Raw genomic sequence first — 25,669 nt, 5'->3', positions numbered from 1 at the left:
ACAAGACCCCCGCGAGGCACTAGCGTGTTGAACCGTGTACCTGTCCCAACTTGCTCGCCGCGTCCTCGTGGGCAAACCACTTCACAACGAACGCGCCGGCGGAACCCTGCTCCGCAACCGCGCCGCACTACCCGTGTTCGCATCCGACGCGCTGTCATCCGTGGCCTACGCGCCGGACGAAATCGTCTTGACCCTCGCGCTCGCGGGCACCGCGGCCATTGCCGTCTCACCCTGGGTGGGAGTCGTGGTGCTGATCGTGCTAATCGTGCTGATCACCGCTTACCGGCAGAACGTGCGGGCCTATCCGTCCGGCGGAGCGGACTTCGAGATCGCGTCCAAGAACCTCGGCCGGCCCTCCGGCGCCATGGTGGGTGCGGCGCTGTTGGTGGACTACACCCTGGTGGTGGCGGTGTCCATGTCCGCCGCCGCCCAGTACGTGGCCTCCGCGGTGCCGTGGTTCGTGGGTCAGCAGGTCTTCGTGGCCCTCGCGGGTATCGCGGTGGTCGGGCTCCTCAACCTGCGCGGGCTGCAGTTCATGGGACGCGCCTCGACCGTACCCACGTATGCCTTTGTGGCGGTGGTACTCCTGCTCGTGGCTGCGGGGCTGGTACAGCAGCTGATGGGAACGCTGGGCCGAGCGCCGTCGGCGGACTACCAGGTGCTGCCCGCCGCCGGAATGGATGCCGGGCTGGTGGGCCTGGCCGGGGCGATGCTGGTGCTGCGTGCGTTCTCCTCGGGCGCGGTGGCGGTGACGGGGGTCGAGACCATCACTAATTCCGTGCCCTATTTCCGTAAGCCCAAGGCCCTCAACGCGGCCCGCACCCTGGCCCTCCTAGGAGCCTTGTCCACGGCGTTGCTGCTGGGCGTGTTGTATCTCACCCGTGAAACGCGGGCGGTCGTGGTGATGAACGCGCAGGAACAGCTGTTGATCAACGGCCAACAACCGGGTGAGGGTTTCTTCCAGGTGCCGATCCTCGGTCAACTGGCCCAGACCATTGCCGGCGTGGACTCCGTGTGGTTCTTCGTGCTGGTGGCCGTCACGGTGGGTGTGCTGTTCATGGCCGCCAACACGGCGTTCTCGGGTTTCCCCACCTTGGCCTCGCGACTGGCCAGCGCGGCGCTGCTGCCGCGCCAGTTGCAATCGCGCGGGGATCGATTCGCCTTCACCAACGGAATCGTGCTGCTCTCGATCGTGGCGGCGCTGTTCACCGTGATTTTCGATGCCAACGTCAACAGCCTGATCCAGCTCTACGTGGTGGGGGCGTTCTTCGCGTTCACCCTCACCCAGGCGGGAATGGTGCGGCACTGGGCGCGCGTGCGACGGACTCGCACGTCAAAGGTCACCACTCGGCAGCTGGCCATCCGGCAGGCCGTGGCCGTGGTGGCCCTGGTTTTCTGCGCCGCCGTGTTCCTGGTGGTGTTGGCCACCAAGCTCACGCAGGGGGCCTGGTTGACCATTGTGGCCATTGCCCTGCTCACGCTGTGGATGCGGGCCATCGGCCATCATTACGCATCGGTGGACCGTGAACTCGAGGTGGACCCCGAGTCCCCGGTCCGTGCCCTGCCCTCGCGCGTGCATGCCGTGATCGTGGTGACCTCCGTTCGGAAGCCGGTGGTCCGCGCCCTGACCTACGCTCGGGCCTCCCGTCCGGCCACGTTGGAGGCGGTATTGGTGGACACCGATCGTGCCCGCACCGAGGACGTGCTGCGGCAATGGCAACGGCTGGAGTTTCCGGTCCCCATCACGGTCCTGGCCTCCCCGTACCGTGACAGCATCGGACCCGTGATCTCCCACGTGCGCAGCATCCGTAAGAAATCCCCGCGGGACTTGGTGATCGTCTACGTGCCCGAATATGTTGTGGGGCGCGGCTGGGAGCGGTTCTTGCACAATCAGGCCATCAGGCCACTCAAGGCGCGACTTCACTTCGAACGGGGCGTCATGATCGCCTCCGTTCCCTGGCACCTGGAATCGGTGCGCGAACTACGACTCACGGAGAATCAAGGATGACCGAAGACCAACCCGACACCCCCGATCAGCTGACGCTACGACTCACCGCGGTGGCTCACGGTGGTCACATGGTGTCGCGTTCGCCGGACGGTCGTGTGGTGTTCGTGCGTCACGGGGCGCCCGGGGAACTCGTGCGCGTGCGCCTCACCGATCACGGTGAGGACGCCACGTTCTGGCGCGCAGATGTGGTGGAGGTGCTGGAATCCTCCGCGGATCGCAGATCGCAGCACCCGTGGGCCGCCGCGGATGCCTTGCGCGCCGCGCGGGAAGGACACGCGCCCGTGGGCGGGGCGGAGTTCGGTCACCTGACGCTGGACGCGCAGCGAGAACTCAAGCGCGCCGTGGTGGCCGAGCAACTTGCGCATCTCGCCGGGATCGTGTGGCACGGACAGGTTGCCGCCGTGGCCGACGAATCCCCTGACGGCACCGGGTGGCGTACCCGCCTGCACTTGGACGTGACCGCGGACGGCACCGCGGGTATGTATCCCCACAGGTCCAACGATCTGGTGCCGATCACGGACATGCCGCTGGCCACGGACGCCATCAGCGCCTGCGCACCCTGGGAGCTGTCCGTACCGGGCGCCGCTCGCCTGGATATTGCCGCACCGGCCAACGGGGGCCGCCCGCTGTTGCACGTGGGTCTGCTGCCGCGTCAGGACCCCGAGACGCTCTGCGCCCTGCGTGCCCGGCTCGCGACCTGGGGGAGCGAACACGGGGTCTCGGTCACCGCGCAGTCCCCGGGGGATCGCGAGATCCAGACGTGGTCCGGTGAGGCACTGGTGCGGGAAAGCCTCGAGGTGCCCGGGGACGACGCACTCACGTGGCGCGTCAGTCCCACGGGGTTCTGGCAGATTCACCGTGCCGCCCCGCGCACCCTGGTCGACGCGGTACTGGCGGCGGCCAGGATCGAGCCGGGGGAGACGGTGTGGGACCTCTACAGCGGAGCGGGATTGTTCACTGCCGCCGCTGCCCGCGCGGTGGGACCTGGGGGTCGGGTCTTCGCGGTCGAGGGCTCACCCGTGACGTCCGCGGATGCGCGCGAGAACGTGGCAGGGCGGGAGAACGTCCGCGTCACCCGCGGAGACGTGGCGCGGGTGCTCACGGGGCGTGACCCCGCACGACGCCGCCGCGGGGCCCCGCGCGGGCAGCGCCGGCCCGCGGTGCGCGCGCCCCGGCCCGACGTCGTCATTCTCGACCCCCCGCGCTCCGGCGCGGCCAAGGAGGTGCTGTCGGCGATCGACGGCGCCGATCCCCACACCGTGGTCTACGTGGCGTGTGATCCCGCGGCACTGGGTCGCGACCTCGGCCGGTTGTCGCGCCGCGGGTGGAAGGTGGCCACCGTGAAAGCCTTCGACCTGTACCCGAATACCCACCACGTGGAGGCGGTGGCCGTACTGCGGCGCAATGATGCAACCTGAGGCGAATCTCCCGGTCGGGGTAAGTGGCACGGGCTACACTGAGAGGTGACCGTTCGTGCGCGTCCGGGGCGTTTCATGCGCCCCGTGGACAGCCACGAGCGCATTCAAACGGTGGCGAGAGGAGTTCCACACCATGACTGTGGACAGCTTTGGGGCCAAAGGCGTACTCAACGTCAGCGGCACCGACTATGAAATTTTCCGACTCAATGCACTGGAGGGGGCCAAGAAACTCCCTTACAGCTTGAAGGTTCTGCTCGAGAACCTGTTGCGCACCGAAGACGGTGCGAACGTGACCAAGAAGCATATTGAAGCCCTGGCCAGCTGGGATCCCGAGGCCCAGCCCGACACGGAGATTCAGTTCACCCCTGCCCGTGTCATCATGCAGGACTTCACCGGAGTTCCTTGCATCGTGGACCTTGCCACGATGCGCGAGGCAGTAGCGGAGCTCGGCGGTGACCCGTCACGCGTCAACCCGCTGGCCCCGGCCGAGCTGGTCATTGACCACTCCGTGCAGATTGACGCGTTCGGTTCCACGGACGCCATTGAGCGCAACATGGACATTGAGTACCAGCGCAACGGCGAGCGGTACCAGTTCCTGCGTTGGGGTCAGTCCGCATTCGACGACTTCAAGGTCGTGCCCCCGGGCATGGGCATCGTGCACCAGGTCAACATCGAGAACCTGGCACGCGTGGTCATGACCCGCGAGATCGACGGCACCGTTCGCGCGTACCCGGACACCTGCGTGGGCACCGACTCCCACACCACCATGGAAAACGGCATCGGCGTTCTCGGTTGGGGCGTCGGCGGCATCGAGGCCGAGGCCGCCATGCTGGGCCAGCCCATCTCCATGTTGATCCCGCGCGTGGTGGGCTTCAAGCTCACCGGCGAGATCCCCTCCGGCGCCACCGCAACCGACGTGGTGTTGACCATCACCGAGATGCTGCGTGAGCACGGTGTGGTGGGCAAGTTCGTGGAGTTCTACGGTGAGGGCGTCGCGGCTGTGCCGCTGGCCAACCGCGCAACCATTGGCAACATGTCGCCCGAGTTCGGTTCGACCGCCGCGATCTTCCCGATCGACGAGGTCACCATGGACTACCTGCGCCTGACCGGTCGCTCCGAGGAACAGGTCGCCCTGGTCGAGGCGTACACCAAGGAACAGGGTATGTGGCACGACCCCTCGGAAGAGATCGCGTTCTCCGAGTACCTCGAGCTGGACCTGTCCACCGTGGTCCCCTCGATCGCCGGCCCCAAGCGCCCGCAGGACCGTATCGAGCTCACCAAGTCCAAGCCGCAGTTCCGCGACGATCTCACCAACTACGTCTCCGTGGACGAGTCCTCCACCGCGGACCAGGCCGTTGCAGAGTCCTTCCCCGCCTCCGACGCTCCCGCCAACAGCGCCGGCGACCAGCAGGACCCCTCGGACGCGCCGCGCCATGCCGATGCCGCGGGCATGAGTGCTCGCGCATCCAACCCGGTCAAGGTCGCCATGGAGGACGGCCGCGAGTTCGAGCTGGATCACGGTGCCGTGTCGATCGCTTCGATCACCTCGTGCACCAACACCTCCAACCCGTCGGTCATGATGGCGGCTGCGGTTCTGGCTCGCAATGCGGTGAGCAAGGGACTCAAGGCCAAGCCGTGGGTCAAGACGTCCATTGCTCCGGGGTCCAAAGTGGTGACCGAGTACTACGAGAAGTCCGGTCTGGTACCGGATCTGCAGGAGCTCGGCTTCTACGTCGTCGGATACGGCTGCACCACGTGCATCGGTAACTCCGGCCCGCTCGAGCCCGAGATCTCCCAGGTCATTCAGGACAACGATCTGGCCGTGACCTCGGTGCTGTCGGGTAACCGTAACTTCGAGGGTCGTATCAACCCCGATGTCAAGATGAACTACCTGGCCTCGCCGCCGCTGGTCATCGCCTACGCCCTGGCCGGAACCATGGACTTCGACTTCGAGAACGAGGCCCTGGGGCAGGATTCCGACGGTAACGACATCTACCTCAAGGACATCTGGCCGAACCCGACCGAGGTTCAGGAGATCATTGACCGTTCCATCGAGACGGACATGTTCACCAAGGAATACGGCACTATCTTCGACGGTGACGAGCGTTGGCAGAACTTGAACACCCCCACCGGTGACGTGTTCGAGTGGGATCCCAATTCCACGTACGTGCGCAAGCCACCGTACTTCGACGGGATGTCCATGGAAGCCTCCTCCGTCGAGGACATTAAGGGTGCCCGCGTGCTCCTGAAGCTGGGCGATTCGGTCACCACCGACCACATCTCCCCGGCGGGTTCCTTCAAGTCGGACACCCCGGCCGGTAAGTACCTGATCGAGAACGGTGTGGAGCGCAAGGACTTCAACTCCTACGGCTCCCGTCGTGGTAATCACGAGGTGATGATCCGCGGAACGTTTGCGAACATCCGCATCAAGAACCAGCTGCTGGACGGCGTGGAAGGCGGCTTCACCCGCGATTTCACGCAGGCCGACGGCCCGCAGTCCACGGTGTACGACGCGTCCGTGAACTACCAGGAAGCCGGCGTCCCGCTGGTGGTGCTGGGCGGTAAGGAATACGGTTCCGGTTCCTCGCGTGACTGGGCGGCCAAGGGCACCTCCCTGCTGGGAGTGCGCGCCGTGATCACCCAGTCCTACGAGCGTATCCACCGCTCCAACCTGATCGGTATGGGTGTTCTGCCGCTGCAGTTCCCTCAGGGCGAGTCCGCCGACTCGTTGGGACTGGACGGCACCGAGACCTTCGACATCGAGGGCGTGACCGCTCTGAACGAGGGTTCGACCCCCAAGACCTTGAAGGTCACGGCCACCAAGGAAGACGGCTCCACCGTGGAGTTCGACGCAGACCTGCGCATCGACACCCCGGGTGAGGCCGACTACTACCGCAACGGTGGCATCCTGCAGTACGTGCTGCGTCAGATCGCCAAGTAACACCCGCGGTCCGACACCCGGCCGGTGATCCCTTCGGGGGCCACCGGCCGGGTCGTTTAACCAGGCACCTGTGCAGTGCTGTCGGTTAGGGCGAGTAAGATCGAACGGTACCTCGGGGCAGGTCATCAGTGTGCTGTTGACTGGTGCCCCATCCACCATTCCGATTTGTCGAAGGCACGGAGAGCACGCATGACGCTTCTGGAGACCATCAAGAGCCCGTCGGACCTGCGCGGTCTGGACAACGCGGCTCTCGAGCAGTTGGCTGCGGATATTCGTGCGTTCCTCATCACGCACGTGGCCGCCACCGGGGGACATCTGGGACCCAATCTGGGTGTCGTGGAGCTGACGTTGGCCGTGCACAGGGTCTTCGACTCGCCCCGCGACTCCATCGTCTTCGACACCGGGCACCAGTCCTACGTGCACAAGCTCGTCACGGGGCGTCAGGACTTCTCCACACTGCGGCAAAAGGGCGGTCTTGCCGGTTATCCCGACCGCGGTGAGTCCGAACACGATATCGTGGAGTCCTCACACGCGTCGTCGTCCCTGTCCTGGGCCGACGGTATTTCCCGCGGTTACCAAATGACCGGTCAACACGACCGCCACACCGTGGCCGTCATCGGCGATGGTGCCCTGACCGGCGGCATGGCGTGGGAGGCCATGAACAACATTGCCTCGGACAAGAACCGCAAGGTCGTGATCGTGGTCAACGACAACGGCCGTTCCTACGCGCCCACCGTGGGTGGCTTCGCGAACAGGTTGCAGGAACTGAAGGCCAGCGTGCAGCAGGGCGTGGACGCCATGCGCACCGACCGTCGTTACGAACAGACCTTGGACAAGGTCAAGGGCTTGTTGCAGGAGTCGGGGCATCTGGGTCAGGCGGTGTACCGCGGTCTGCACGGTATGAAGCAGGGCATCAAGGATGTCGTGGTCCAGCAGGGCATCTTCGAGGACCTCGGCATGAAATACGTGGGTCCGGTGGACGGCCATGACCTGGATGCCATGGAACAGGCTCTGAGCAACGCCAAGAACTACGGGGGGCCGGTCATCGTCCACGCGATCACCGAGAAGGGCCACGGGTACCTCCCCGCGCGGCTGGACGAGAACGACCAGTTCCACTCGGTACCCGTCATCGATCCGTCCACCGGTAAGCCCACCGCCACGTCGTCATCGCGCACCTGGACCCATGTCTTCCGCGACGAGATCGCGGCGATTGCCGATGAACGCGAGGAAATTGTAGGCGTCACCGGCGCCATGCTGATTCCCATGGGCCTGCAGAAGATGCAGCTGGCCTACCCGGACCGCGTGGTGGACGTGGGGATCGCCGAGCAGCATGCGCTGACCATGGCCGCGGGTATGGCCTTCGGCGGTTTACACCCGGTGGTCGGCCTCTACGCGACGTTCCTCAACCGCGGCTTCGACCAGCTGCTCATGGACGTGGCCCTGCACAAGGCAGGTGTCACGGTGGTTCTGGACCGCGCCGGCGTCACCGGCCCGGACGGGCCCAGCCACCACGGGATTTGGGATCTCGCACTGCTCCAAATCATTCCCGGACTTCATCTGGCCGCGCCTCGGGACGAGGCGACCATGGTCGAGGAACTGCGCGAAGCGGTGGCCGTCAACGATGCGCCCACGGTGGTGCGCTACCCCAAGGGAACCGTGGGAGCGCCGTCGCCGGCGTTGGAACGGCTGCCCGACGGCGTGGACGTCCTGGTGCGTCACGGGGACCCGGCGCAACCGGGGACAGACCATCGCGATGTGCTGATCGTCAGTGTGGGCGCCATGTGCGGCATCAGCCTGGAGGTGTCCGAACGGCTGGGCGCCCACGGCGTGTCGTCCACGGTGGTGGACCCGCGCTGGGTGCTGCCGGTGGCCAGGTCGGTGGTCGAACTCGCGGCCCAGCACCGGATCGTGGTGGTCATCGAGGACGGCGTGCGGGCGGGTGGCATCGGGTCCTTGATCCGCCAGGAAATGCGCTCGGCCGGCGTGGACACCGCACTCAACGAAGTGGGGTTGCCCACGGAATTCCTGGCCCACGCAAGCCGCGACCAAATTTTTGAACAAACCGGTCTCACCGCTCAGCGCATTGCCCAGAACACCCTGTCCTCCGTCCTCGGCACACGGGTACCTTATGCCCGCCCGGCCGACGAGGAAAAACTACGCGCCACCCAGACCAGCCGGATGCGCCGGGTGGACGGCACCTAACGCGCTGGCCTAGGTCTCGGACCTGCAGGGTTGTGAGTCTTCAACCCACGATGATGCGCTCACCCTGAACGGTCACCGGATATTCGGCCAGACCGCTCGCGGCCGGGCCGCCCTGGACATCCCCGGTGGCCATGTCGAACGTGGAGCTGTGGCACGGGCACACGTAACTCTGGTTGGCGGGATTCACTAGGCATCCTTCGTGCGGGCACACGGGGGAGAAGGCCGTGAACGTGCCTTCGGTGGGCTGGCCCACCACGGCCTGTAGCCCGTCCTTCTCGACTTTCACGCCCTGCCCCACCGGAATGTCCGAGGTGGCAGCAACGTCCACGGGAGAGGTGGGCGCCTGAGGGGTGGCCGGGTCGCTGGACGCAGTGTCGGAACCACCACATGCACTGAGCCCGACGGCGGCAACCGATGCCAGGCCCGCGGCACCCATCACGCGGCGTCGCGTGGGATGAACGCTGGCAGGTGCGGTGTCGAATGGCTGATGTCGTTGCGTGCTCACGGGGATCCTCTCGAAGATTGCTCGATTGTCAGTTTATGATTCGCTCCCCGGCAATGTGGTGCGACTGGCCGGGTGGCGTGCGTCAAAACTGTGAGCCAGGACAAAGGTCAGTAGGATGTGTATCAGTCACAGGGGTGCCATGATGGCTGCCTCGACCAACGGAAAGGAATCAAGATGATCAAGCGTCTCGCTTTCGTCGCCGGTTTCGGTGTGGGTTTTATCGTGGGTTCCGCGTCGGGCCGTAAGAGCTACGAGTCCCTGCGTGAGACCGCCATCAACACGTGGAACGACCCCAAGGTCCAGGACAAGGTGTCCGAGGGCACCGACTGGGTCAAGGCCGAGGTTCCCGTGGTGGGCGGCAAGCTGGCTGACACCGCCCAGAAGGCTGCGGGTACCGTGTCGGCCAAGGCCCAGGACGGCGCCTCGACCGTGAAGGACAAGGCCCAGGAGGGCGCCGCCTCCGTGAAGTCCAAGGTCGGTTCGGACTCCGCGGACGCGGATCTGCCCAAGCCCGTGACCACCGAAAAGGACGTGGACATGGACGCCGCGGAGCCGGGCCCCACCCAGGATGAGATGAAGAACTGATTCAGGTCTTCAACCGACAGTGGCCGCGTACCCTTCCGGGTGCGCGGCCACTGTCATGGTGGTCATTGGTTCGTTGCCTCGGGGCTCGGGTCATCCGTGTGCTTCTCCGCGCGCCGTTGGGCTCGCAGCTCACGCCACGTGTGCCCGATCACGGGCGCCACCTGGTCGACCTGCCACTGTCGGACCCCCAATTCCGCGAGCCGCTGCGCCACGGCCTCGTCCGAGGTTGAGCGCGGGGGCTGCCAGCAGAAGCGGCGCAGCAACTCGGGAGTGATCAGATTCTCGGTGGGCATCCCCACGGCCTCTGCATGGTCGGCGACGGCCGGTTTGATGGCCTTGAGCCGGGCGGCGGCCTCGGGGCGTTTGGTCTCCCAACCCTTCACGGGGGGTAGTGCATCCGAGGGCACATTGTGGGGCACCGGGTCATCGGTGAGCCGCGCCTCTTGGACTGCAGCCAGCCACCGGGGGGCCTCACGGGATGCCGAGCGACCGTGGAAACCCGGGGTCGCCAACAACTGCGGCACGGTGCGGGGCATGGCGTTGGCGGCGGCAATGATGGCGGAATCGGGCAGGAGCCTGTTGGGGGAGAGATCCTTGTGTTTGGCGAGGTTCTCCCGGGCGGTCCAGAGATTGCGCACCGCGGTGAGTTTGCGGCGACCACGCACGTTACCGATCCCGTGGGTGCGCCGCCACGGGTCCTTACGCGGTGGCGGGGCCGGGGCGGTGCGGACGGCCTCGAATTCCTGCCGGGCCCAGTCGAGCTTTCCGGCCTCGAGCAGTCGCTCTTCGGTGGCCCAGCGCAGCTGGACCAGGACCTCCACGTCGAGGGCGGCATAGTTGAGCCAGTCCTGCGGCAAGGGGCGCTTGGACCAGTCAACGGCGGAGTGTTCCTTGGAGAGTGTGAACCCCAGCAGCTCCTCGGTCATGGACGCCAGGCCGACCTTCCGCAGCCCCAGTAGTCGCCCGCCCAGTTCGGTGTCGAACAGCAGATCAGGGGTCATGTCCAGATCTCTCAGGCACGGCATGTCCTGAGTTGCCGCGTGCAGCACCCATTCGACGCCGCGGAGGGCCTCGTTGACACTGGCCAGTGATCCCACGGCTTCCGGGTCGATCAAGATGGTGCCCGCACCCTCGCGGCGGATCTGGACGAGGAAGGCACGCTGACCGAAACGAAACCCCGAGGCTCGCTCGGTGTCGATGGCTACGGGACCGGTGGCTTCCGCGAGTTGTTCCGCCGCCCGCGCCAAGCCGCGCGCCGTGTCCACCACACGGGGAATGCCATCGGCAGGCCCGTGCAAATGAACCGTTGCGGGGACGTGGTAATCCTCGAACCCCGTGACCACCACTTCGGTGGCCGGGGGTCCGGGCGGCGTCCTGGGAGACTGATCACTCACGGTGTTAATGAATATTCCTGATCACTGGATCGTTAACTGTTGTCTCTACCGTACTGCCACGGAACCGATCAGTAGGTGCGGGCCACTACAAATAGGTCACGCCTTCGCTGAACGGGGGCAGTCCCGTAGCTGTGCACAACAATTGCGACCAGGCTTCCACGTGCGCGCACGCCCAGTTCCGGGGATCGTTGTGGGTCAGCGGAGTCCACGACGCGCGGACCTCGATCTCCACGCTGTCCGCGTTCTCCCGCAGCGAGCCGAATCCCTTCTCCAGGGTGCGTGAGGCCGTGCCGCCCTCGGACATGTACAAGGCGCCGCTGGTGTCCAACGCCTCGGTCAACCACGACCAGCTGACGTCCGTGAGCAGCTCGTCCCGGCCGATGTCCAGGTCCATATGGGCCCGGAACCAACTGACGATCCGGAAGGGCCCGCCCCATGGTTCGGGCCGTGACGGATCGTAGAGCAGCACGAATCGACCGGTGGTGGGTGCCTGGGTTTGTTCGTAGCTGCGCAGGGTACGGCGGTGAATGCGGCCCACTTCGGCGGCAATCGACATCGCGTGGGGAGCCAAGCCGCGCGGTGGAGTGATGCGGGCCAGTGTAACTTCCGGGCGTGTGCGTGCACGACCGAGAGCTCGCACTGCCGTGCGAAATTCCTCCGGGGTGCCGTTCAGCTCGCTTACCGCGCTCACAACGCACACATTAGCCAGTGAGCCGCCCGGGGTGAGGGGAGCCACGCCGTGAGAGTCTGCCGCGACTTCCGTGGGCAGTTGCCGGCCGCTGTGCCGACCGGCCGGTAACTGCCCCAGAATCAGGCGCCCTGCTCGGCCGGCGCCAATCGCATGGACACAGAGTTGATGCAGTAGCGCAGGTCGGTGGGCGTGTCGAAACCTTCTCCTTCGAAAACATGTCCCAAGTGGGAATCACAGGACGCGCAACGGACCTCCACGCGCTTCATGCCCATGGTGGTGTCCTCGATGTAGCGCACCCGGTCCTCGGCCAGGGGCTCGTAGAACGAGGGCCACCCGCAATGGGAGTGGAATTTGGTGGTGGACCGGAACAATTCGGCTCCGCAGGCTCGACACTCGTACACGCCGGTGGTTTCCGTGTCCACGTATTCGCCGGTGTAGGGGCGCTCCGTGCCGCCCTGGCGCAAGACCTGGTATTCGGTGGGGGTCAGCAGTTCGCGCCATTGGGCATCGGTTCGGGCGGCGGACCGCGCGGAGACCGGTTCGTGGGTGGAGTTCTCGGACATCTTTTCTCCGTTTCAAGATGGGCATGATGGATCGGGCCACTGTGTACAACAGTGGGCCGGGCTGCAATATGCCCGCCGGGAGCGTCCAGGACGAACATGTCAGAATGACGCTATGGCTTCCCTTCTGACTCCCACCGCAGACGCTCCCTCCCGGTCGTGGCGCCACGGTGCCATTGTGGGTGCCACGGTCAGCATCGGGGCGGCGTCCGTGACATTCGCCCTGTCCAGCGGTTTGGCGGCGATCATCGCCCGGCAAGTTGTGGTGCCGGCCAAAGTGGCGGGAAAGCTGACGGTGTTGAAGCTCGAGAAGGATCCCAATTCGGGCCAACAGCTGATCACATTGCCCGCCACCACGGACACCCGGGCCGCCGGCACTTACGCCCTGCGGTTCGACGAAGGCCAGAGCATGGCGCGTATTGGATTCGTGGTCCGACAGAACAACAGCACGGTCACCCGGTTGGTGGAACGGGTCTACCGCGGCGAACTTGCCGAGGGTACGAAAGGCTGGTGGACCGGCACGGTCTACGCACGCCCGGGGGATGCCGGATTCGCGTTCGAGAAGGTGGACGTGGACACGCAGCTCGGCCCCGCCCCGGCCTGGGTCATTCCCGCGGACGGTGACACCGACCGGCCACGGCACGACGGCATGTGGGCGGTCATGGTGCATGGGCGCGGTGCGCAGCGCATGGAATGCATCAGGGGAGTTCGTGTTGCCAAAGAACTCGGTCTGCACACTCTGATCGTCTCCTACCGCAACGACCGAGAAGCACCGGCCACGCAGGACAATCGCTACGGACTGGGCTTCACCGAATGGGAAGACGTTGAGGCCGGTATCGCGTACGCCCTGTCCCGGGGCGCCACGGACATCGTGCTCTTCGGATGGTCCATGGGCGGTGCCATCGTGCTCCGCACCCTGGAGCTCACCGAGTACCGCCATAAAGTGCGCGCGGTGGTCCTTGACGGGCCAGTGGTTGACTGGTTCGAACTGGTCGCGCACCAGGCCAAGATCCACAGGATTCCACGGCGTATCGGCCGGATGGCCACGGACATGATCTCTCATCGACTGGGGCCCAAAATCACGGGGCTGGCCGCGCCCCTGGACCTGCATGCGCTGGACTGGTTATCGCGGTGGGAGGACATCACCACCCCCACGCTCATACTGCACTCCACCGATGACGAGGTGGTTCCGGTGGAGGGTTCGGTACGCCTGGCCGCCCTCAGCCCGTTCGTGGACTTCGTGGGTTTCGCGGGTGCGCGCCACACCAAGGAGTGGAACATCGACCGCAAGCGGTGGGAACGAGCAGTGCGCGAGTGGCTGCCCACTAAGCTCAAGCGGCCAGCGGTGCGTACCGCCCGTCCGTCAACCTGAGCAGATCGGCGGGGGACAGCTCGACATCCAGGCCTCGCCGCCCGCCGGACACCAGCACGGTCACGAGTTCGCGTGCGGAGTGGTCCAGTAACGCGGGAGACGGAACCTTCTGACCCAAAGGGGAAATGCCGCCCACCACGTAGCCCGTTCGGGTTTCGGCCGCCGACGGCGCTGCGAGACGCGCCTTCTTCCATCCCAGTTCCCGGGCGGTGGCCTTGAGATCCACCGCGGCACTCACGGGCACCATGACCGTGGCCCAGTTCTTGTCATGGACGACCATGATGGTCTTGAACACGCACGCTGGGTCCCTGCCCAGCTCGCGCGCGGCCTCCGCACCAAAAGACACAGCGCGCGGATCATGCCGGTAGGGCAGCGCCGTGTAGGTAACCCCGGCGGCGTCGAGCACGGCAAGGGCCGCCGTCGCGGCGTGCGCTGCCCGGGCCCCGGGGTGTTTCCGGGCCATCCTCAGCCGGCAGCGCGAGCCGCTTGCCGCTCCCGGACCTGCCGCTTGATCCTGCCCAGCATCGCGGACATCCCGCGCATCCGCAGCGGGGACACCAGCTTGGTCAGGCCGAAACGCTCCGGCAGGTCATCGGGGATGTCCAGCACGGTGGAGGCGGGTAGGCCGTCCAAACCCTCGTGCAGGATGGACGCGAACCCGCGCGTGGTGGGGGCCTCCGGCGGTGCGGAGAAATAAATGTTCACCCCCGGGTCCTCGGCGCCCTCTTCGAGTTCCACGGCCAAGAACAGTGGCGACTGGCACTCGACCACTTGCTCGAGGTCCTCCGGGTGTTCGCCGTACCGGGCGGGAAGCTCGGGAAGCGAACGAGAGAACTCGAGAAGGAGCTGGAGCTTGTCGGGTTCCGGAACGGCGTCGAAATCCGCAATCAATTCCTGAACCTGTTCGGGCAATGCTTCGGTGGTCACCGGGCACCCTCCGGAGCCTCGCCGCGGGCCTCACCCTGGGCCACGGGCACGCGCACGGCATTGCCCCATTCGGTCCAGGAACCGTCGTAATTGCGCACGTTGTCGAAGCCCAGCAGGTGGGTGAGCACGAACCACGTGTGGGAGGAACGCTCACCGATGCGGCAATACGCGATCACGGCGTCTTCGGGGGACAGGCCCACTTCTTCGCGGTAAATCGTCTCCAGCTCGTCACGGGACTTGAACGTGGCGTCCTCCGCGGCGGCGCGAGCCCACGGGACGGACGCCGCGGTGGGGATGTGCCCGCCGCGCAACGTGCCCTCCTGGGGGTAGTCCGGCATGTGGGTGCGCTCGCCGGTGTACTCCTGCGGGGAGCGCACGTCGATGAGCGGGGTCTTGCCCAGGTTGTCCAGGACGTCCTCGCGGTAGGCGCGAATCACGGAATCATCACGCTCGACCACGGGATAGTCGGTGGGGGTGACCTGCGTGGTCTCGGTGGTCAGTTCTCGGCCCTCCGCGACCCACTTGTCACGGCCGCCGTTCATGAGCCGGACATCCTGGTGGCCGAACAGGGTGAAGACCCACAGGGCGTAGGCGGCCCACCAGTTGGACTTGTCGCCGTAGACCACAATCGTGTCGTCGCGGGAAATGCCCTTGCGGGACATCAGATCGGCGAACTGTGTGCCGTCCACGTAGTCCCGGGTGTCCGGCTCGTTGAGGTCCGTGTGCCAGTCGACCTTGACCGAACCGGGGATGTGACCGGTTTCGTACAACAAGACGTCCTCGTCGGATTCAACGACCACCACACCGGGCTTACCTGCGTTGTCGGCCACCCACTGGGTGGAGACCAGCCGCTCGGGGTGGGCGTACTGGGAGAAGTCCTGGTTGTTCTCTGCTTCCACGGGCATGTGGCGTACTCCTCGTGTGTAGACGTGCGCGTCACGGCGCGCGGGGCTTGATTCCCAGGGTAGTGCGCTCGCCGTGGTGAATGCATGCGGGAAAGCCGCAACAGGGGGCTGCAGCGGGCGTGTTCACGATGGGCTGACCGGTAGCATCGTGGCAGGAGCAGTTAATCTGCTCAACATTCGTCCTGATCAATGCCGCCCGGTGTCCGTCCCGTGAAGTCGCGGGCTGAGACGCTGCGGGCAGGGAGGCCCCTTACGTGAGCATGCACATTGAACACCTCGTGGAGCGTAATCCGCGCGTTTCCGGCCAGGATTTGCTGGCCGGTTTTCGCCCGTCCGAGCGCTTCGGAGAGGTCTCCTTCGACACGTACCGGCCCGATCCTTCCCAGCCCTCGCAGGCGGAGGCGGTCGAGAAACTGAAGGCGTTCGCGGCGAGTGTGGGCGGGGGCCAGTCCTCGGGCAACGGGTTCTTCTCCAAGCTCTTCGGCGGGGGAGGCGCTCAGAAGGGCTCGCCCGCCCAGGGCATTTACCTGGATGGTGGTTTCGGTGTGGGCAAGACCCACCTCCTGGCCTCCCTGTGGCACGCGGTGCCGGGCGCCAAGGCGTTCGGCACGTTCGTGGAGTACACGAACCTGGTGGGCGCGCTGACCTTCCGCCACACCGTGGAGGCGCTCAAGGACTACAAGCTCGTGTGCATTGACGAGTTCGAACTCGACGACCCGGGGGACACCGTGCTGATGTCCCGGCTGATGCGTGAACTAGCGGATGCCGGGGTCAAACTCGCCGCAACCTCCAACACGCTTCCCGGCTCACTGGGTGAGGGTCGCTTTGCGGCCCAGGATTTCCAACGCGAGATCCAGGTGCTGTCCTCGCAATTCGACGTGGTCCGGATCGACGGCGAGGACTACCGCCACCGCGGCCTTCCCGAGGCGCCTCAGCCGCTCGCCGACGACGCCGCCCTGGACGCCGCCGCCCAACAGGCCTTCTCGGGCAAGACCGTGGGGAGCGACGATTTCGACGCGCTGATCGAACATCTGTCCCGTGTGCACCCCTCCCGCTACCGCGCGCTGATCGACGGTCTGGACGCGATCGTGTGGCGCGGGGTGCGCACCATCGACCAGCAGGCCGTGGCACTGCGGTTCGTGGTGTTGGCCGACCGCCTGTACGACAAGGACCTTCCGATTCTCTCGACCGGAGCGCCCTTTGACCAGGTCTTCACCGAGGAGATGATGGCCGGCGGGTACCAGAAGAAGTACTACCGCGCCGTGTCCCGGCTGACCGCGCTCGCTCGTGAGGGCGGTGAGGGGGCCTAGTTTCCGCGGGGGCCCTCGATGAGGTTCCCCACATGGCACACGGCGCCCCTCGGAATCTCTTCCGAGGGGCGCCGTGTTATCAGCTGTTATTGCTCGCCATTGCCGCCGAACTTGTTGCGCGCGGCGTCCTGGCCCTTGTCTACGTGCTCCGCGTACTTGCCGCCGGTGCGGTCGTCCACGGCGTCTCCGGCCTTGTCGATGCCCTGGTCAACCTTGTCCGGGTTGTCCTCGGCGAACTGCTTTGCCTTGTCTCCAAGTCCTCCGATGTCCACCATGACGGTCTCCTTTCGGTCGCTCGAGCCGCCTCGCACGAGGCGCTGATGTGACCATCATGACCTGCGCTTTCATCGGAATTCAAGGCGGGTGAGTTACTCTAATGGTTCGACTGAACTCATTGCGCGGGTTCGTGATGAAGCCCCCCCGAGGATGCCAGTCGAGACTCTTCTGGACAAGCGAAGGAGCCAGCGCGCCATGACAGCTGAAAAGGTCGAACTGCTCCGCCACACGGCGGAGGCCATCAACTGGAACCGCATCCAGGACGACAAGGACCTCGAAGTCTGGGATCGTTTGACCTCCAACTTCTGGCTCCCCGAGAAGGTGCCGCTGTCCAACGACGTGCAGTCCTGGAAGACCCTGACCGAGGACGAGCAGGACCTCACCATGAAGGTCTTCACCGGTCTGACCCTCTTGGACACCATTCAGGGCACCGTGGGCGCCGTCTCGCTGATTCCGGACGCCAAGACCCCGCACGAGGAAGCGGTGTACACGAACATCGCGTTCATGGAGTCGGTGCACGCCAAGTCCTACTCCTCGATCTTCTCGACGCTGTCGTCCATGAAGCAAATCGACGAGGCCTTCCGCTGGTCCCGCGAGAACCCGTACCTGCAGCGCAAGGCAGAGATCATCATCAAGTACTACAAGGGTGATGACCCGCTGAAAAAGAAGGTGGCCTCCACGCTGCTGGAGTCCTTCCTCTTCTACTCGGGCTTCTACCTGCCCATGTACTTCTCCTCGCACGCCAAGCTGACCAACACGGCGGACCTGATTCGGCTGATCATCCGCGATGAAGCCGTGCACGGTTATTACATCGGCTACAAGTACCAGCGCGGTCTGGTCGAGGAGACCCCTGAGCGTCAGGAAGAGCTCAAGGCGTACACCTACGACCTGCTCGACGAGCTCTACGAGAACGAGATCGCCTACACCGAATCCCTCTACGACACGGTGGGCTGGAGCGAGGACGTCAAGAAGTTCCTGCACTACAACGCCAACAAGGCCCTCAACAACCTGGGTTACGAGGCGCTGTTCCCGCGGGAAATGACCGATGTCTCCCCGGCCATCCTGTCCTCGCTGTCCCCGAACGCGGACGAGAACCACGACTTCTTCTCCGGCTCCGGTTCCTCCTATGTGATCGGCAAGGCCGTGAACACGGAGGATGAGGACTGGGACTTCTAAGTCCACGGCCGCGATCGAACCCCGCACCCACCTGGGCTCCCAGGTCGGGGTGCGGGGTTTGTCAGTTAATGACCAGCTCCTCTCAACCCGCTATCAGTGATCGCGGTGCATGATCGATACACACCGGCACGCACATCGCGAGCCTCGACCTATCGATCGTCGAGAGGATGACATGTTGACGTTTACTTCCCCGCGGACACCGTCCGCCCTCACGTCCCATGAACTGTCCGCACTGGGTTCCGTCATGCACGGTGGTGGCACCGTGGCGGAGTTCCACGTCTCACTGTTGACCCGTGTGCTGCGCGGAGCACAAGCGTGGTACCTGACCCACCCCGACACCTCCTTCCTGTCTCGAAAGGCGAAGAAGCGGCTGGCGCGGGAGCAGTATCGCGTCCACCGGTTCGTGCCCGTGAGACAGACCGCCGACCCCCGCGAGAAGATCCTGTCCCTGAAGGACTCGCGCGAACTCCTGGACGATTACGCGTTGCTCGCAGCCGCCACGGCCGCCGCGCAGGCGTACGGTCCGTTGGAACCGGATATTACCGTCCGAGCCATTCGCCGTGGCATCGGGGCCGACGAACACCGGCTCGCGCCGCGGTGGCGCAGCGGATCCACGGCGGCTTTGGCCGCGTAGGGCGACGCAACGGCGTCGTCGACCGTGAGCGCCCGGCCGAGCAACTACAGTGGGGCGCAGCATGAAACTCATACGCCAGCGCGAGTCCCTAGGTGCCGAGCAGGACTACCGCCGTTCCCTGTCGATTCTCGACGCCGCTCGGTCGTCGAACACCGGGCCCATCCTGCGGATCTACCAGCCCCGCCCCACGGTCGCCTTCGGTCGCCGCGACGAACTCAACCCGGGCTTCGGCCGCGCACGGCAGTCCGCGCTCGACGCCGGGTTCGCACCCTTGGTGCGCCGGGTCGGTGGGCGCGCGGCCGCCTATCACGGCGGGTGCCTGATCGTGGACCACGTCGAATCGGATCCGGACCCCAAGACCGGAATCCAGGACCGTTACCGGTTGTTCGGTGACATGATCGTGGCCGCCCTCGAACACCTGGACATTCCCACCGATGTCGGCGAGATCCCCGGCGAATACTGCGCGGGGGAGTACAGCGTCCACGCGCCGCGCACCGCCCAGGACCCGGACCGGCCGGTGAAACTTGCGGGCACCGCCCAACGGGTCGTGGCCGGCGCTTGGTATTTCTCCAGTGTGATCGTGGTGGAACATTCCGACCCGATTCGTTCGGTGCTCACCGACGTCTACTCGGCGTTGGGCGTGGAATGGGATCCGGGAACCGCCGGCGCCGTGGATGATGTCCGCCCCGGAACCACAGTTTCGCAGGTCGAAGACGCGTTGTTGCAGGTCTACACCATGTACTCCCGGTACATGGGCTACGGAGCCATTCAGAACAGTTAGGGGCACCCCATGTGCGGCCGTTACGTCATTGCCAGGACCCCGGGCCAGCTCGCCCTGGAATTCGACGCCGAGGTGGACGAGACCCTCACCGGGGACCACGTGCGTGCCAATTGGAACACCGCGCCCACCCAGACCGTGCCCATTCTGCTGGAACGCCTGGACGACGAGGGCACCCTGCACCGTGAACTCCACGCGGCCCGCTGGGGGCTAGTGCCTTCGTGGGCCAAGGACATCGCCGTGGGCTCCAAGATGTTCAATGCGCGCTCTGAAACGGTTCAGGACAAGCCCTCGTTCCGGGCCGCCGTCAAGTCCCGCCGCTGCGCCATCCCCGCGGACGGTTACTACGAGTGGCTGGCCCCGGCGGCCTCGTCGGGTGGTGCCAAGGGAAAGGGCAAGAAGCAACCGTACTTCGTGCACCCGCCGGAGGGGCAGCTGATCTGGTTCGCCGGTATCTACGAGTGGTGGAAGGTGCCGGAGGAACACTCGGCGGATGCCCGTGCGGGCCAGACCCGCTCGGGCAAAGAGGGCGAAAACCAGTGGTTGCTGTCGTGTTCCATCTTGACCTGCGAGGCACCCGATCCCGATGACGAGAACCAACACCTCGCAGCGCTGGGTCATTTGCACAACCGGCTGCCCATGGGCATGAGCGGCGACTTGGTGCCGGAATGGATCACACCGGACAAGGAGCGCACGCACGATGTGGTGGCTCGGGCCATCTCGGAGGCCTACGACGTCGCCGCGCAGTGGCGCATGCATCCGGTCACCACCGACGTGGGATCCGTGGCCGTGCAAGGACCCCATTTGGTGGAGCCGCTTAACAGTCTGCTCTAATACCGCATGATGGGGTGCCGCCCCGGGAACCGGAGCGGCCGCGACCTACAGTGGACGGTGTCAGGTATAGGCACAATCCGGTAGGAGCCGTCATGGTGGAACTGGGCAAGAACATTTCAGAAGACAGCCGCTGGTTGATCGATTTCGTGCGTCGCGCGGGAGCCGGTGTGATCGCTAGCAACAGCGGGACCGGTTATCCCGAATCCGCCTACGTGCACGTGGCCGTCAACGACTTCGGACGCATCATTCTGGGAACCAATGCCCTGTCCCGCAAGTTCACCAACATCACCTCCGACCCCCGGGTTTCCATGGTGGTCGTCCACGACGACGCCGAGGAAGTCCAGCTCGAGGGTGAGGCGGCCGTGTTGGACGAGACGCAGGAGGCGGCAGAGGTCCTCTCCGCCCAGCATCCCGGCGCCACGGAGACGAATGACCCCGAGAACATGCGTTTGCTCGAGGTCACCGTCCGCTGGGCCAGTTACACGGACACCCGAGAAATGCCTCCCGCGCAGCGTGAACTGGAATTCTGACCCCTCACGTCAGAGATCGTCGCTGTCCGGAATCCACCGGTTGAAGTCCAGCGTCAGATACAGCGCCAGGGCTGCGGAGTTGTCCTCCGCGATCCGCAAGCAGACCTCTTCGTAGCCCTGGTTGTACAGCTTGGTCATGGCTTCGCGGACCAACTGTTCCGCGAGCCCGCGGCGCCGGTGGGACGAAGCCGTGAACAGCTCGAACAAGTAGGGAGCCGCGGGCAGGTCGTCGCCTTTGCGCCGTTCCAGCACCATCGCGGCGGCGATAACTTGGCCGTTGTCGTCCTCGACCACCGGCGAGGCATCCGGCAAGAACGGGCCGTACTCGCTGTCGAAGACACCCTGGATGATCTCCCCGGCGTCCTCTTGCGACATGGCGGCGGTCGTTGACGCGTAGGCCTCAAAGAAAAGTTTGGACAGCGCCGGGATGTCCTCCGCGGTCACCTGTCGACTGGGCACCGGGTTAGTGCTCTTTGTCTCCGACGTTTGGGCGATCAGGGTGATGGTTCCACTCATCTTGGCCTCCGTATGGGTCAAGGGCCGGTGCGGCCTGGCGTTCGTTCCACCAGAGTAACGGAGAACACGGAGGCGGCGATCACTCCGGCATCATCACCCCCCGAAATGTTGACTAATCTTTACGGACGTCCCAGGGACAGAGGGCGATCCGTGGTGAGTCCGCCGCGAACGTGCTGCCGCCGTACTGCTCGGCCCGGTAGTCCAGGGACCACGTCCTGGCCAGTTGCACTGCGGCCTCGAAGGTGCGGGCGCGACCTTGCCGAGGGCAACCGGAATGGGGTTCGACAAAGAACACTTGCCATTTGAGGGTGCGCCAACGATGAAAGGCGACCGCGCGAATATCGACTTGGGGCAGCTCGTCGTGCGGAAAATGGCGGGGGGAATGCGGAAGCATTGAATCGTGCAGCATGAGACCTTTGGGGGGGGGATTCGGGGGGAATCTCAAAGCAATTAACGCTGATACTACTGCGAAGTAGAGGCGAATTGGAATGAGTTGCCGGCGTGCCCGAGCACTGACCAACATTTGGACGACCCGGTTCGTCGTTGCCGCTCGAGTGCTACTGGAGGGCCGCGGGGACTACCGTTGAAGGCACACGGACGACGAGTCGGGTGGTTCCACCCGGACGATCCCAGGAGAAGGAGACACGATGTCGACACCAGATTCCACGGCCTCGGGGCAGTCAGTCCCCGAACTCGAAACCGCCGAGATCTGCCAAGAACTCATTCGTTTCGACACCACCAACTACGCCCGGGGCAATGCCAAGGGCGAACGGGCCGCCGGTGAGTACATTGCGGGTCTGATCAGCGAGGTGGGGTTGGAACCGCAGTACTTCGAATCGGCACCGGAACGAGCCAATGTGTTTACGCGCATCGAGGGGGCCGATCCTTCCGCGGACGCGCTCCTGGTGCACGGTCACCTGGACGTGGTTCCGGCACTGGCCGATGAATGGTCGGTCGATCCGTTCGCGGGTGAGGTCAAGGACGACATGATCTGGGGTCGCGGCGCCGTGGACATGAAAGACATGGACGCCATGATGCTCTCGGTCATGCGCCACATGGCCCGCACCGGGGAACGACCCAAGCGCGACATCGTGTTCGGTTTCTTCGCGGACGAAGAGGCCGGGATGAGCTACGGCTCCAAGTGGGTCGTCCAGAACCACCCCGAACTTTTCGACGGTGTCACCGATGCCCTCAGCGAAGTGGGTGGCTACTCGGCCACCATCGGCGGTCAGCGCGCCTACCTGCTGCAAACCGCGGAAAAGGGCCTGATGTGGCTCAACATGATGGCCAAGGGAGAGGCGGGCCACGGTTCCGGGCTGCACGAGAACAACGCCGTGACCCGGTTGTCCCGGGCCATGGCCACTATCGGTGAGTACACGTGGCCCATTGAATTGACCAAGACCACCCGGGCCTTCCTGGATGAGGTCACCGGACTGACCGGGGTAGAGTTCGACCCGGACAATCCCAAGCGGCTGCTTGACGAACTCGGGCACGTGGCGCGCTTTGTGGGTTCCACCCTGCAAACCACCGCCAACCCCACCATGTTGGACGCCGGGTACAAGACCAACGTGATTCCCGGGACGGCCCAGGGCACCATTGACGTGCGCTACCTTCCGGAGCAGCGCGAGATCGTCATGGACAAGTTGCGGGAACTCGCGGGGGAGGGCATCACCTTCGAGGCCGAGTTCGAAGACATTGGACTGGAAGTGCCTTTTTCGGGAAACGTGGTGGATGCCATGGTGGACTCACTCAAGGCGGAAGACCCCGAGGCCGTGGTGCTGCCCTACATGCTGGGCGGCGGCACGGACAACAAGTCCCTGTCCCGCCTGGGGATCACCGGCTACGGCTTCGTACCGCTGCGGTTGCCGGAGGAATTGGATTTCACGGGCATGTTCCACGGCGTGGACGAACGAGTGCCGGTGGCATCACTGGAATTCGGTTCGCGCGTTCTGCATCGTTTGTTGACCAACTACTAGGAGTTATTCGTGGGGGAGAGTACGGAAAAGACCGAGGCTGTTTCGGGGGAGGACCAGCGCAGTGGTCTCACGCGCCGCCGAGCGATTATCACGGTCGCAGGAGTGGTTGCGGCGGCCACGGCGGCGGGTGTCGCCACGCAGATCCCTCGGTGGGTCGAGGATGAACCCGCCGAGCAGGACCTGGCGGCGGACCGGTTGTTCGACGCGAACATCAATGAGCGTGGACTGAGTGGCTACGCCAAACTGATTCCTGAGGACAACCGGGAGGGGCTGGGTTACCACTTGGTCCCGGACCCCGTGGGTGGTGGACGCCAAGTGGCACGATTCACCTCGCTGCCGGAATTGACGCTGGGCAACGAGTTCCCCCGTTCCATGGTGGAGACCGAGCCCATCATCAAGGCGGCGGCGCACGGTAATGACAATGACGTGTACTTCAACGGATTCTCGTTCTATGTCCTTGATGACGACTTCACCGAGCAAACGTGGATCACGTTGTACACCGGTGGTTATGGGCCTCCGTCCAACGGCCCGTCATTTCTAGGGATCATGCTGGTCAAGCACCCCGACGGCGGACTGATGTTCCGCATGGGGGACGAGCCCCGGCTGCTGGGCACCGAGGCGCGGATCCCCACCGGACAGTGGGTGGGCGTTATTCAGGCTTACAAGTACGCATACGCCAGTAACGGTGGCTGGGTGGAAATGTGGCTCAATACCGGCGATGCCTGGCAACAGTTGCGGATCAACGGGGAAACCCGACCCAACTTGGACATCATGAGGCCCAATGTCACGGACGGGTGGTACAAGGATCCCAGCGTCCCCGCATCCTTCTCGCGCATCGGGGTGTACGGCAACAAGAGCTACGAGGCGTTCTTCGCAACCCATCGCATTGCGCGCACCTTTGACGCCGCGGATCCGCTGCGCTGAGAACAACGTCAAGGAGACACACGTGAGCACCATTCATGACCTACTTCCGGACCACATGCTCGAGACGTTCCGTGACCGCGCGGCAGGGTATGACGAACGCAACGAATTCTTCGCGGAGGACTTCGCGGACTTGCGTGATGTGGGCTACCTCAGGTTGTTGGTGCCCCAAGAGTTCGGGGGCCTGGGGTTTTCCCTGCAGGACGCCGCCATGGCCCAACGCCGCTTGGCCGCGGCGGCACCGGCGACCGCCCTGGGGATCAACATGCACCACGTGATCGTGGGCGTTGCGCGCACGCTGTGGCAACGCGGGGACGCGCGTGCCCGCGGGATCTTCGAGGACGTCGTGGCCGGTGAAGTATTCGCCTTCGGCATTTCCGAGGCAGGTAACGACTCGGTGCTCTTCGACGCCACCTCGGCGGCCGAACCCGTCGAGAGCGGGCTGAGGTTGCAGGGCACCAAGATCTTCACGTCGCTTTCCCCCGCGTGGACCAGATTGCTCGTGCATGCCCGGCGCACCGATCGCGCATCCGACGCTTCGGACGCGTTGGTTTTCGGCATACTCGAACGCGGTGCGCGGGGGCTCGAGATCAAACAGGATTGGGATGCGTTGGGGATGCGCGCTTCCCAGTCGTGCACCACGGTGCTCGACGGCGCGGTGCTGGCGCCCGAGCGCATTCTCACCGAAATTCCCGTGGGCCCGTCGCCGGATCCCGTAGTGTGGGGCATTTTCGGTTGTTTCGAGTTGTTGCTCGCGGCCGTGTACACGGGGATCGCGGACCGGGCGATCCAGGTGGCCGTGGAGATCAGCGGCACACGGATGTCACATGCGCGCGGTGCCAGTTACGCCTCGGACCCCGATATCCGGTGGCACATTGCCGAGGCCGGGATCCTGCGTGACGGCGTGGAACTGCAACTGCGTCAGGTGAGCTCCGACATGGACGCGGTGGGCTCCGATAGGGAGGTCCAGCACGGTGGTCGCTGGTTCATCCTGTTCTCCGGACTCAAGCACCGTGCCACGGAAACCGCGCGGCAGGTCGTGGATCTGGCACTGCGTTCCACCGGCGGTTCGCAGTTCCGCCGGGGGAGCGAGCTGGAACGGCTCTACCGTGATGTCCTGGCCGGGATGTACCACCCCTCGGACAACGAATCGGTGCACGCCGCCACGGCCAAGTCCCTGCTCGGTCCGCTCCCCACGGACTGACACGCG

At 65.0% G+C, this 25,669-nt stretch carries 25 protein-coding genes; 15 read left to right on the top strand and 10 right to left on the bottom strand.

The window, feature by feature from the left end:
- Positions 1-34: 34 nt before the first annotated feature.
- The 4 genes from AC3ENJ_RS02745 to dxs all read left to right on the top strand — a co-directional run bounded on the left by AC3ENJ_RS02745 (position 35) and on the right by dxs (position 8,569).
- Positions 35-2,008, top strand: coding sequence for an APC family permease (locus tag AC3ENJ_RS02745; RefSeq protein ID WP_190780513.1), 1,974 nt, complete (start codon positions 35-37; stop codon positions 2,006-2,008).
- A complete protein-coding gene (locus tag AC3ENJ_RS02740; RefSeq protein WP_431812984.1) occupies positions 2,005-3,426 on the top strand; it encodes a class I SAM-dependent RNA methyltransferase in 1,422 nt (473 codons plus the stop codon). The genes AC3ENJ_RS02745 and AC3ENJ_RS02740 overlap by 4 nt, the downstream gene beginning before the upstream one ends.
- 133 nt (positions 3,427-3,559) lie before the next feature.
- Positions 3,560-6,367, top strand: a complete 2,808-nt coding sequence (locus AC3ENJ_RS02735; protein WP_431812983.1) for an aconitate hydratase — start codon at positions 3,560-3,562, stop codon at positions 6,365-6,367.
- 189 nt (positions 6,368-6,556) lie between these two features.
- Positions 6,557-8,569, top strand: a complete 2,013-nt coding sequence (gene dxs / locus AC3ENJ_RS02730; RefSeq protein ID WP_431812982.1) for a 1-deoxy-D-xylulose-5-phosphate synthase — start codon at positions 6,557-6,559, stop codon at positions 8,567-8,569.
- A gap of 40 nt (positions 8,570-8,609) precedes the next feature.
- On the opposite strand, the gene AC3ENJ_RS02725 is transcribed toward dxs, so the two are convergent.
- Positions 8,610-9,074: a QcrA and Rieske domain-containing protein gene (locus AC3ENJ_RS02725; protein WP_431812981.1), complete on the bottom strand. Its 465-nt coding sequence runs from the start codon at positions 9,072-9,074 to the stop codon at positions 8,610-8,612.
- A 174-nt stretch (positions 9,075-9,248) separates the two neighbouring features.
- On the opposite strand from AC3ENJ_RS02725, the gene AC3ENJ_RS02720 reads away from it, so the two are divergent.
- Positions 9,249-9,659 carry a hypothetical protein gene (locus tag AC3ENJ_RS02720; RefSeq protein WP_431812980.1) on the top strand — a complete coding sequence of 137 codons (411 nt, stop codon included), beginning with the start codon at positions 9,249-9,251 and terminating at the stop codon, positions 9,657-9,659.
- A 62-nt stretch (positions 9,660-9,721) separates the two neighbouring features.
- Here AC3ENJ_RS02720 and AC3ENJ_RS02715 read toward each other — a convergent pair whose 3' ends face one another.
- From AC3ENJ_RS02715 to msrB, 3 genes are all read right to left on the bottom strand, one after another.
- A complete protein-coding gene (locus AC3ENJ_RS02715) occupies positions 9,722-11,053 on the bottom strand; it encodes an HRDC domain-containing protein (protein ID WP_431812979.1) in 1,332 nt (443 codons plus the stop codon).
- Between the two features lie 85 nt (positions 11,054-11,138).
- A complete protein-coding gene (locus tag AC3ENJ_RS02710; RefSeq protein WP_431812978.1) occupies positions 11,139-11,744 on the bottom strand; it encodes a DUF3000 domain-containing protein in 606 nt (201 codons plus the stop codon).
- 119 nt (positions 11,745-11,863) lie between these two features.
- Positions 11,864-12,307, bottom strand: a complete 444-nt coding sequence (msrB, locus tag AC3ENJ_RS02705) for a peptide-methionine (R)-S-oxide reductase MsrB (protein WP_190780507.1) — start codon at positions 12,305-12,307, stop codon at positions 11,864-11,866.
- A 112-nt stretch (positions 12,308-12,419) separates the two neighbouring features.
- On the opposite strand from msrB, the gene AC3ENJ_RS02700 reads away from it, so the two are divergent.
- On the top strand, positions 12,420-13,676 hold the full coding sequence (locus AC3ENJ_RS02700) for an alpha/beta hydrolase family protein (RefSeq protein WP_431812977.1): 1,257 nt from the start codon (positions 12,420-12,422) through the stop codon (positions 13,674-13,676).
- On the opposite strand, the gene AC3ENJ_RS02695 is transcribed toward AC3ENJ_RS02700, so the two are convergent.
- Genes AC3ENJ_RS02695 through AC3ENJ_RS02685 form a run of 3 tightly spaced genes read right to left on the bottom strand, consistent with a single transcriptional unit; the run spans position 13,636 to position 15,508 of the window.
- Positions 13,636-14,139: an aminoacyl-tRNA deacylase gene (locus AC3ENJ_RS02695; RefSeq protein WP_431812976.1), complete on the bottom strand. Its 504-nt coding sequence runs from the start codon at positions 14,137-14,139 to the stop codon at positions 13,636-13,638. The genes AC3ENJ_RS02700 and AC3ENJ_RS02695 overlap by 41 nt on opposite strands.
- Before the next feature lie 2 nt (positions 14,140-14,141).
- On the bottom strand, positions 14,142-14,603 hold the full coding sequence (locus tag AC3ENJ_RS02690; protein WP_190780504.1) for a SufE family protein: 462 nt from the start codon (positions 14,601-14,603) through the stop codon (positions 14,142-14,144).
- Positions 14,600-15,508 (bottom strand): sulfurtransferase, encoded by a 909-nt coding sequence (locus tag AC3ENJ_RS02685; protein WP_431812975.1) that lies wholly within the window; start codon positions 15,506-15,508, stop codon positions 14,600-14,602. The genes AC3ENJ_RS02690 and AC3ENJ_RS02685 overlap by 4 nt, the downstream gene beginning before the upstream one ends.
- 260 nt (positions 15,509-15,768) lie before the next feature.
- Here AC3ENJ_RS02685 and zapE point away from each other — a divergent pair, with 260 nt between their 5' ends.
- Complete coding sequence (gene zapE, locus AC3ENJ_RS02680) at positions 15,769-16,818, top strand: cell division protein ZapE (protein ID WP_431813142.1); 1,050 nt, start codon at positions 15,769-15,771, stop codon at positions 16,816-16,818.
- 86 nt (positions 16,819-16,904) lie between these two features.
- Here zapE and AC3ENJ_RS02675 read toward each other — a convergent pair whose 3' ends face one another.
- On the bottom strand, positions 16,905-17,093 hold the full coding sequence (locus AC3ENJ_RS02675) for an antitoxin (protein WP_431812974.1): 189 nt from the start codon (positions 17,091-17,093) through the stop codon (positions 16,905-16,907).
- Positions 17,094-17,289: 196 nt separating this feature from the next.
- Here AC3ENJ_RS02675 and nrdF point away from each other — a divergent pair, with 196 nt between their 5' ends.
- The 5 genes from nrdF (at position 17,290) to AC3ENJ_RS02650 (ending at position 21,046) form a co-directional block, all read left to right on the top strand.
- A complete protein-coding gene (gene nrdF, locus AC3ENJ_RS02670; protein ID WP_431812973.1) occupies positions 17,290-18,270 on the top strand; it encodes a class 1b ribonucleoside-diphosphate reductase subunit beta in 981 nt (326 codons plus the stop codon).
- Between the two features lie 172 nt (positions 18,271-18,442).
- A complete protein-coding gene (locus AC3ENJ_RS02665) occupies positions 18,443-18,904 on the top strand; it encodes a hypothetical protein (protein WP_431812972.1) in 462 nt (153 codons plus the stop codon).
- A 61-nt stretch (positions 18,905-18,965) separates the two neighbouring features.
- Positions 18,966-19,685, top strand: coding sequence for a lipoate--protein ligase family protein (locus AC3ENJ_RS02660; RefSeq protein ID WP_431812971.1), 720 nt, complete (start codon positions 18,966-18,968; stop codon positions 19,683-19,685).
- Between the two features lie 9 nt (positions 19,686-19,694).
- Positions 19,695-20,516 (top strand): SOS response-associated peptidase, encoded by an 822-nt coding sequence (locus AC3ENJ_RS02655; protein ID WP_431812970.1) that lies wholly within the window; start codon positions 19,695-19,697, stop codon positions 20,514-20,516.
- Between the two features lie 92 nt (positions 20,517-20,608).
- Entirely contained in the window at positions 20,609-21,046 is a 438-nt protein-coding gene (locus AC3ENJ_RS02650) for a pyridoxamine 5'-phosphate oxidase family protein (protein WP_431812969.1), read from the top strand.
- A 9-nt stretch (positions 21,047-21,055) separates the two neighbouring features.
- Here AC3ENJ_RS02650 and AC3ENJ_RS02645 read toward each other — a convergent pair whose 3' ends face one another.
- Together AC3ENJ_RS02645 and AC3ENJ_RS02640 are read right to left on the bottom strand one after the other, a co-directional pair.
- A complete protein-coding gene (locus AC3ENJ_RS02645) occupies positions 21,056-21,562 on the bottom strand; it encodes a GNAT family N-acetyltransferase (protein ID WP_431812968.1) in 507 nt (168 codons plus the stop codon).
- Between the two features lie 112 nt (positions 21,563-21,674).
- The gene (locus AC3ENJ_RS02640; RefSeq protein WP_431812967.1) at positions 21,675-21,971 is read right to left on the bottom strand and encodes a hypothetical protein; all 297 of its coding nucleotides are present in this window, start codon (positions 21,969-21,971) and stop codon (positions 21,675-21,677) included.
- Between the two features lie 238 nt (positions 21,972-22,209).
- On the opposite strand from AC3ENJ_RS02640, the gene AC3ENJ_RS02635 reads away from it, so the two are divergent.
- From AC3ENJ_RS02635 to AC3ENJ_RS02625, 3 genes are read left to right on the top strand one after another with little or no spacing between them, the layout of a single operon-like run.
- Positions 22,210-23,538 carry a M20/M25/M40 family metallo-hydrolase gene (locus tag AC3ENJ_RS02635; protein WP_431812966.1) on the top strand — a complete coding sequence of 443 codons (1,329 nt, stop codon included), beginning with the start codon at positions 22,210-22,212 and terminating at the stop codon, positions 23,536-23,538.
- A gap of 9 nt (positions 23,539-23,547) precedes the next feature.
- Positions 23,548-24,462: a hypothetical protein gene (locus AC3ENJ_RS02630; RefSeq protein WP_431812965.1), complete on the top strand. Its 915-nt coding sequence runs from the start codon at positions 23,548-23,550 to the stop codon at positions 24,460-24,462.
- A 22-nt stretch (positions 24,463-24,484) separates the two neighbouring features.
- Complete coding sequence (locus AC3ENJ_RS02625; RefSeq protein ID WP_431812964.1) at positions 24,485-25,663, top strand: acyl-CoA dehydrogenase family protein; 1,179 nt, start codon at positions 24,485-24,487, stop codon at positions 25,661-25,663.
- Positions 25,664-25,669: the final 6 nt, after the last annotated feature.

This window comes from Kocuria sp. cx-455 (assembly GCF_057707085.1).
This window is presented reverse-complemented; position numbering and strand designations above follow the sequence as displayed.

Coding starts and splice junctions, on each gene's coding strand:
- AC3ENJ_RS02740 (WP_431812984.1), top strand. CDS start 2,005: ATGACCGAAGACCAACCCGACACCCCCGATCAGCTGACGCTACGACTC.
- AC3ENJ_RS02735 (WP_431812983.1), top strand. CDS start 3,560: ATGACTGTGGACAGCTTTGGGGCCAAAGGCGTACTCAACGTCAGCGGC.
- dxs (WP_431812982.1), top strand. CDS start 6,557: ATGACGCTTCTGGAGACCATCAAGAGCCCGTCGGACCTGCGCGGTCTG.
- AC3ENJ_RS02720 (WP_431812980.1), top strand. CDS start 9,249: ATGATCAAGCGTCTCGCTTTCGTCGCCGGTTTCGGTGTGGGTTTTATC.
- msrB (WP_190780507.1), bottom strand. CDS start 12,307: ATGTCCGAGAACTCCACCCACGAACCGGTCTCCGCGCGGTCCGCCGCC.
- AC3ENJ_RS02700 (WP_431812977.1), top strand. CDS start 12,420: ATGGCTTCCCTTCTGACTCCCACCGCAGACGCTCCCTCCCGGTCGTGG.
- AC3ENJ_RS02695 (WP_431812976.1), bottom strand. CDS start 14,139: ATGGCCCGGAAACACCCCGGGGCCCGGGCAGCGCACGCCGCGACGGCG.
- AC3ENJ_RS02685 (WP_431812975.1), bottom strand. CDS start 15,508: ATGCCCGTGGAAGCAGAGAACAACCAGGACTTCTCCCAGTACGCCCAC.
- zapE (WP_431813142.1), top strand. CDS start 15,769: ATGCACATTGAACACCTCGTGGAGCGTAATCCGCGCGTTTCCGGCCAG.
- AC3ENJ_RS02675 (WP_431812974.1), bottom strand. CDS start 17,093: ATGGTGGACATCGGAGGACTTGGAGACAAGGCAAAGCAGTTCGCCGAG.
- nrdF (WP_431812973.1), top strand. CDS start 17,290: ATGACAGCTGAAAAGGTCGAACTGCTCCGCCACACGGCGGAGGCCATC.
- AC3ENJ_RS02665 (WP_431812972.1), top strand. CDS start 18,443: ATGTTGACGTTTACTTCCCCGCGGACACCGTCCGCCCTCACGTCCCAT.
- AC3ENJ_RS02660 (WP_431812971.1), top strand. CDS start 18,966: ATGAAACTCATACGCCAGCGCGAGTCCCTAGGTGCCGAGCAGGACTAC.
- AC3ENJ_RS02655 (WP_431812970.1), top strand. CDS start 19,695: ATGTGCGGCCGTTACGTCATTGCCAGGACCCCGGGCCAGCTCGCCCTG.
- AC3ENJ_RS02650 (WP_431812969.1), top strand. CDS start 20,609: ATGGTGGAACTGGGCAAGAACATTTCAGAAGACAGCCGCTGGTTGATC.
- AC3ENJ_RS02645 (WP_431812968.1), bottom strand. CDS start 21,562: ATGAGTGGAACCATCACCCTGATCGCCCAAACGTCGGAGACAAAGAGC.
- AC3ENJ_RS02640 (WP_431812967.1), bottom strand. CDS start 21,971: ATGCTGCACGATTCAATGCTTCCGCATTCCCCCCGCCATTTTCCGCAC.
- AC3ENJ_RS02635 (WP_431812966.1), top strand. CDS start 22,210: ATGTCGACACCAGATTCCACGGCCTCGGGGCAGTCAGTCCCCGAACTC.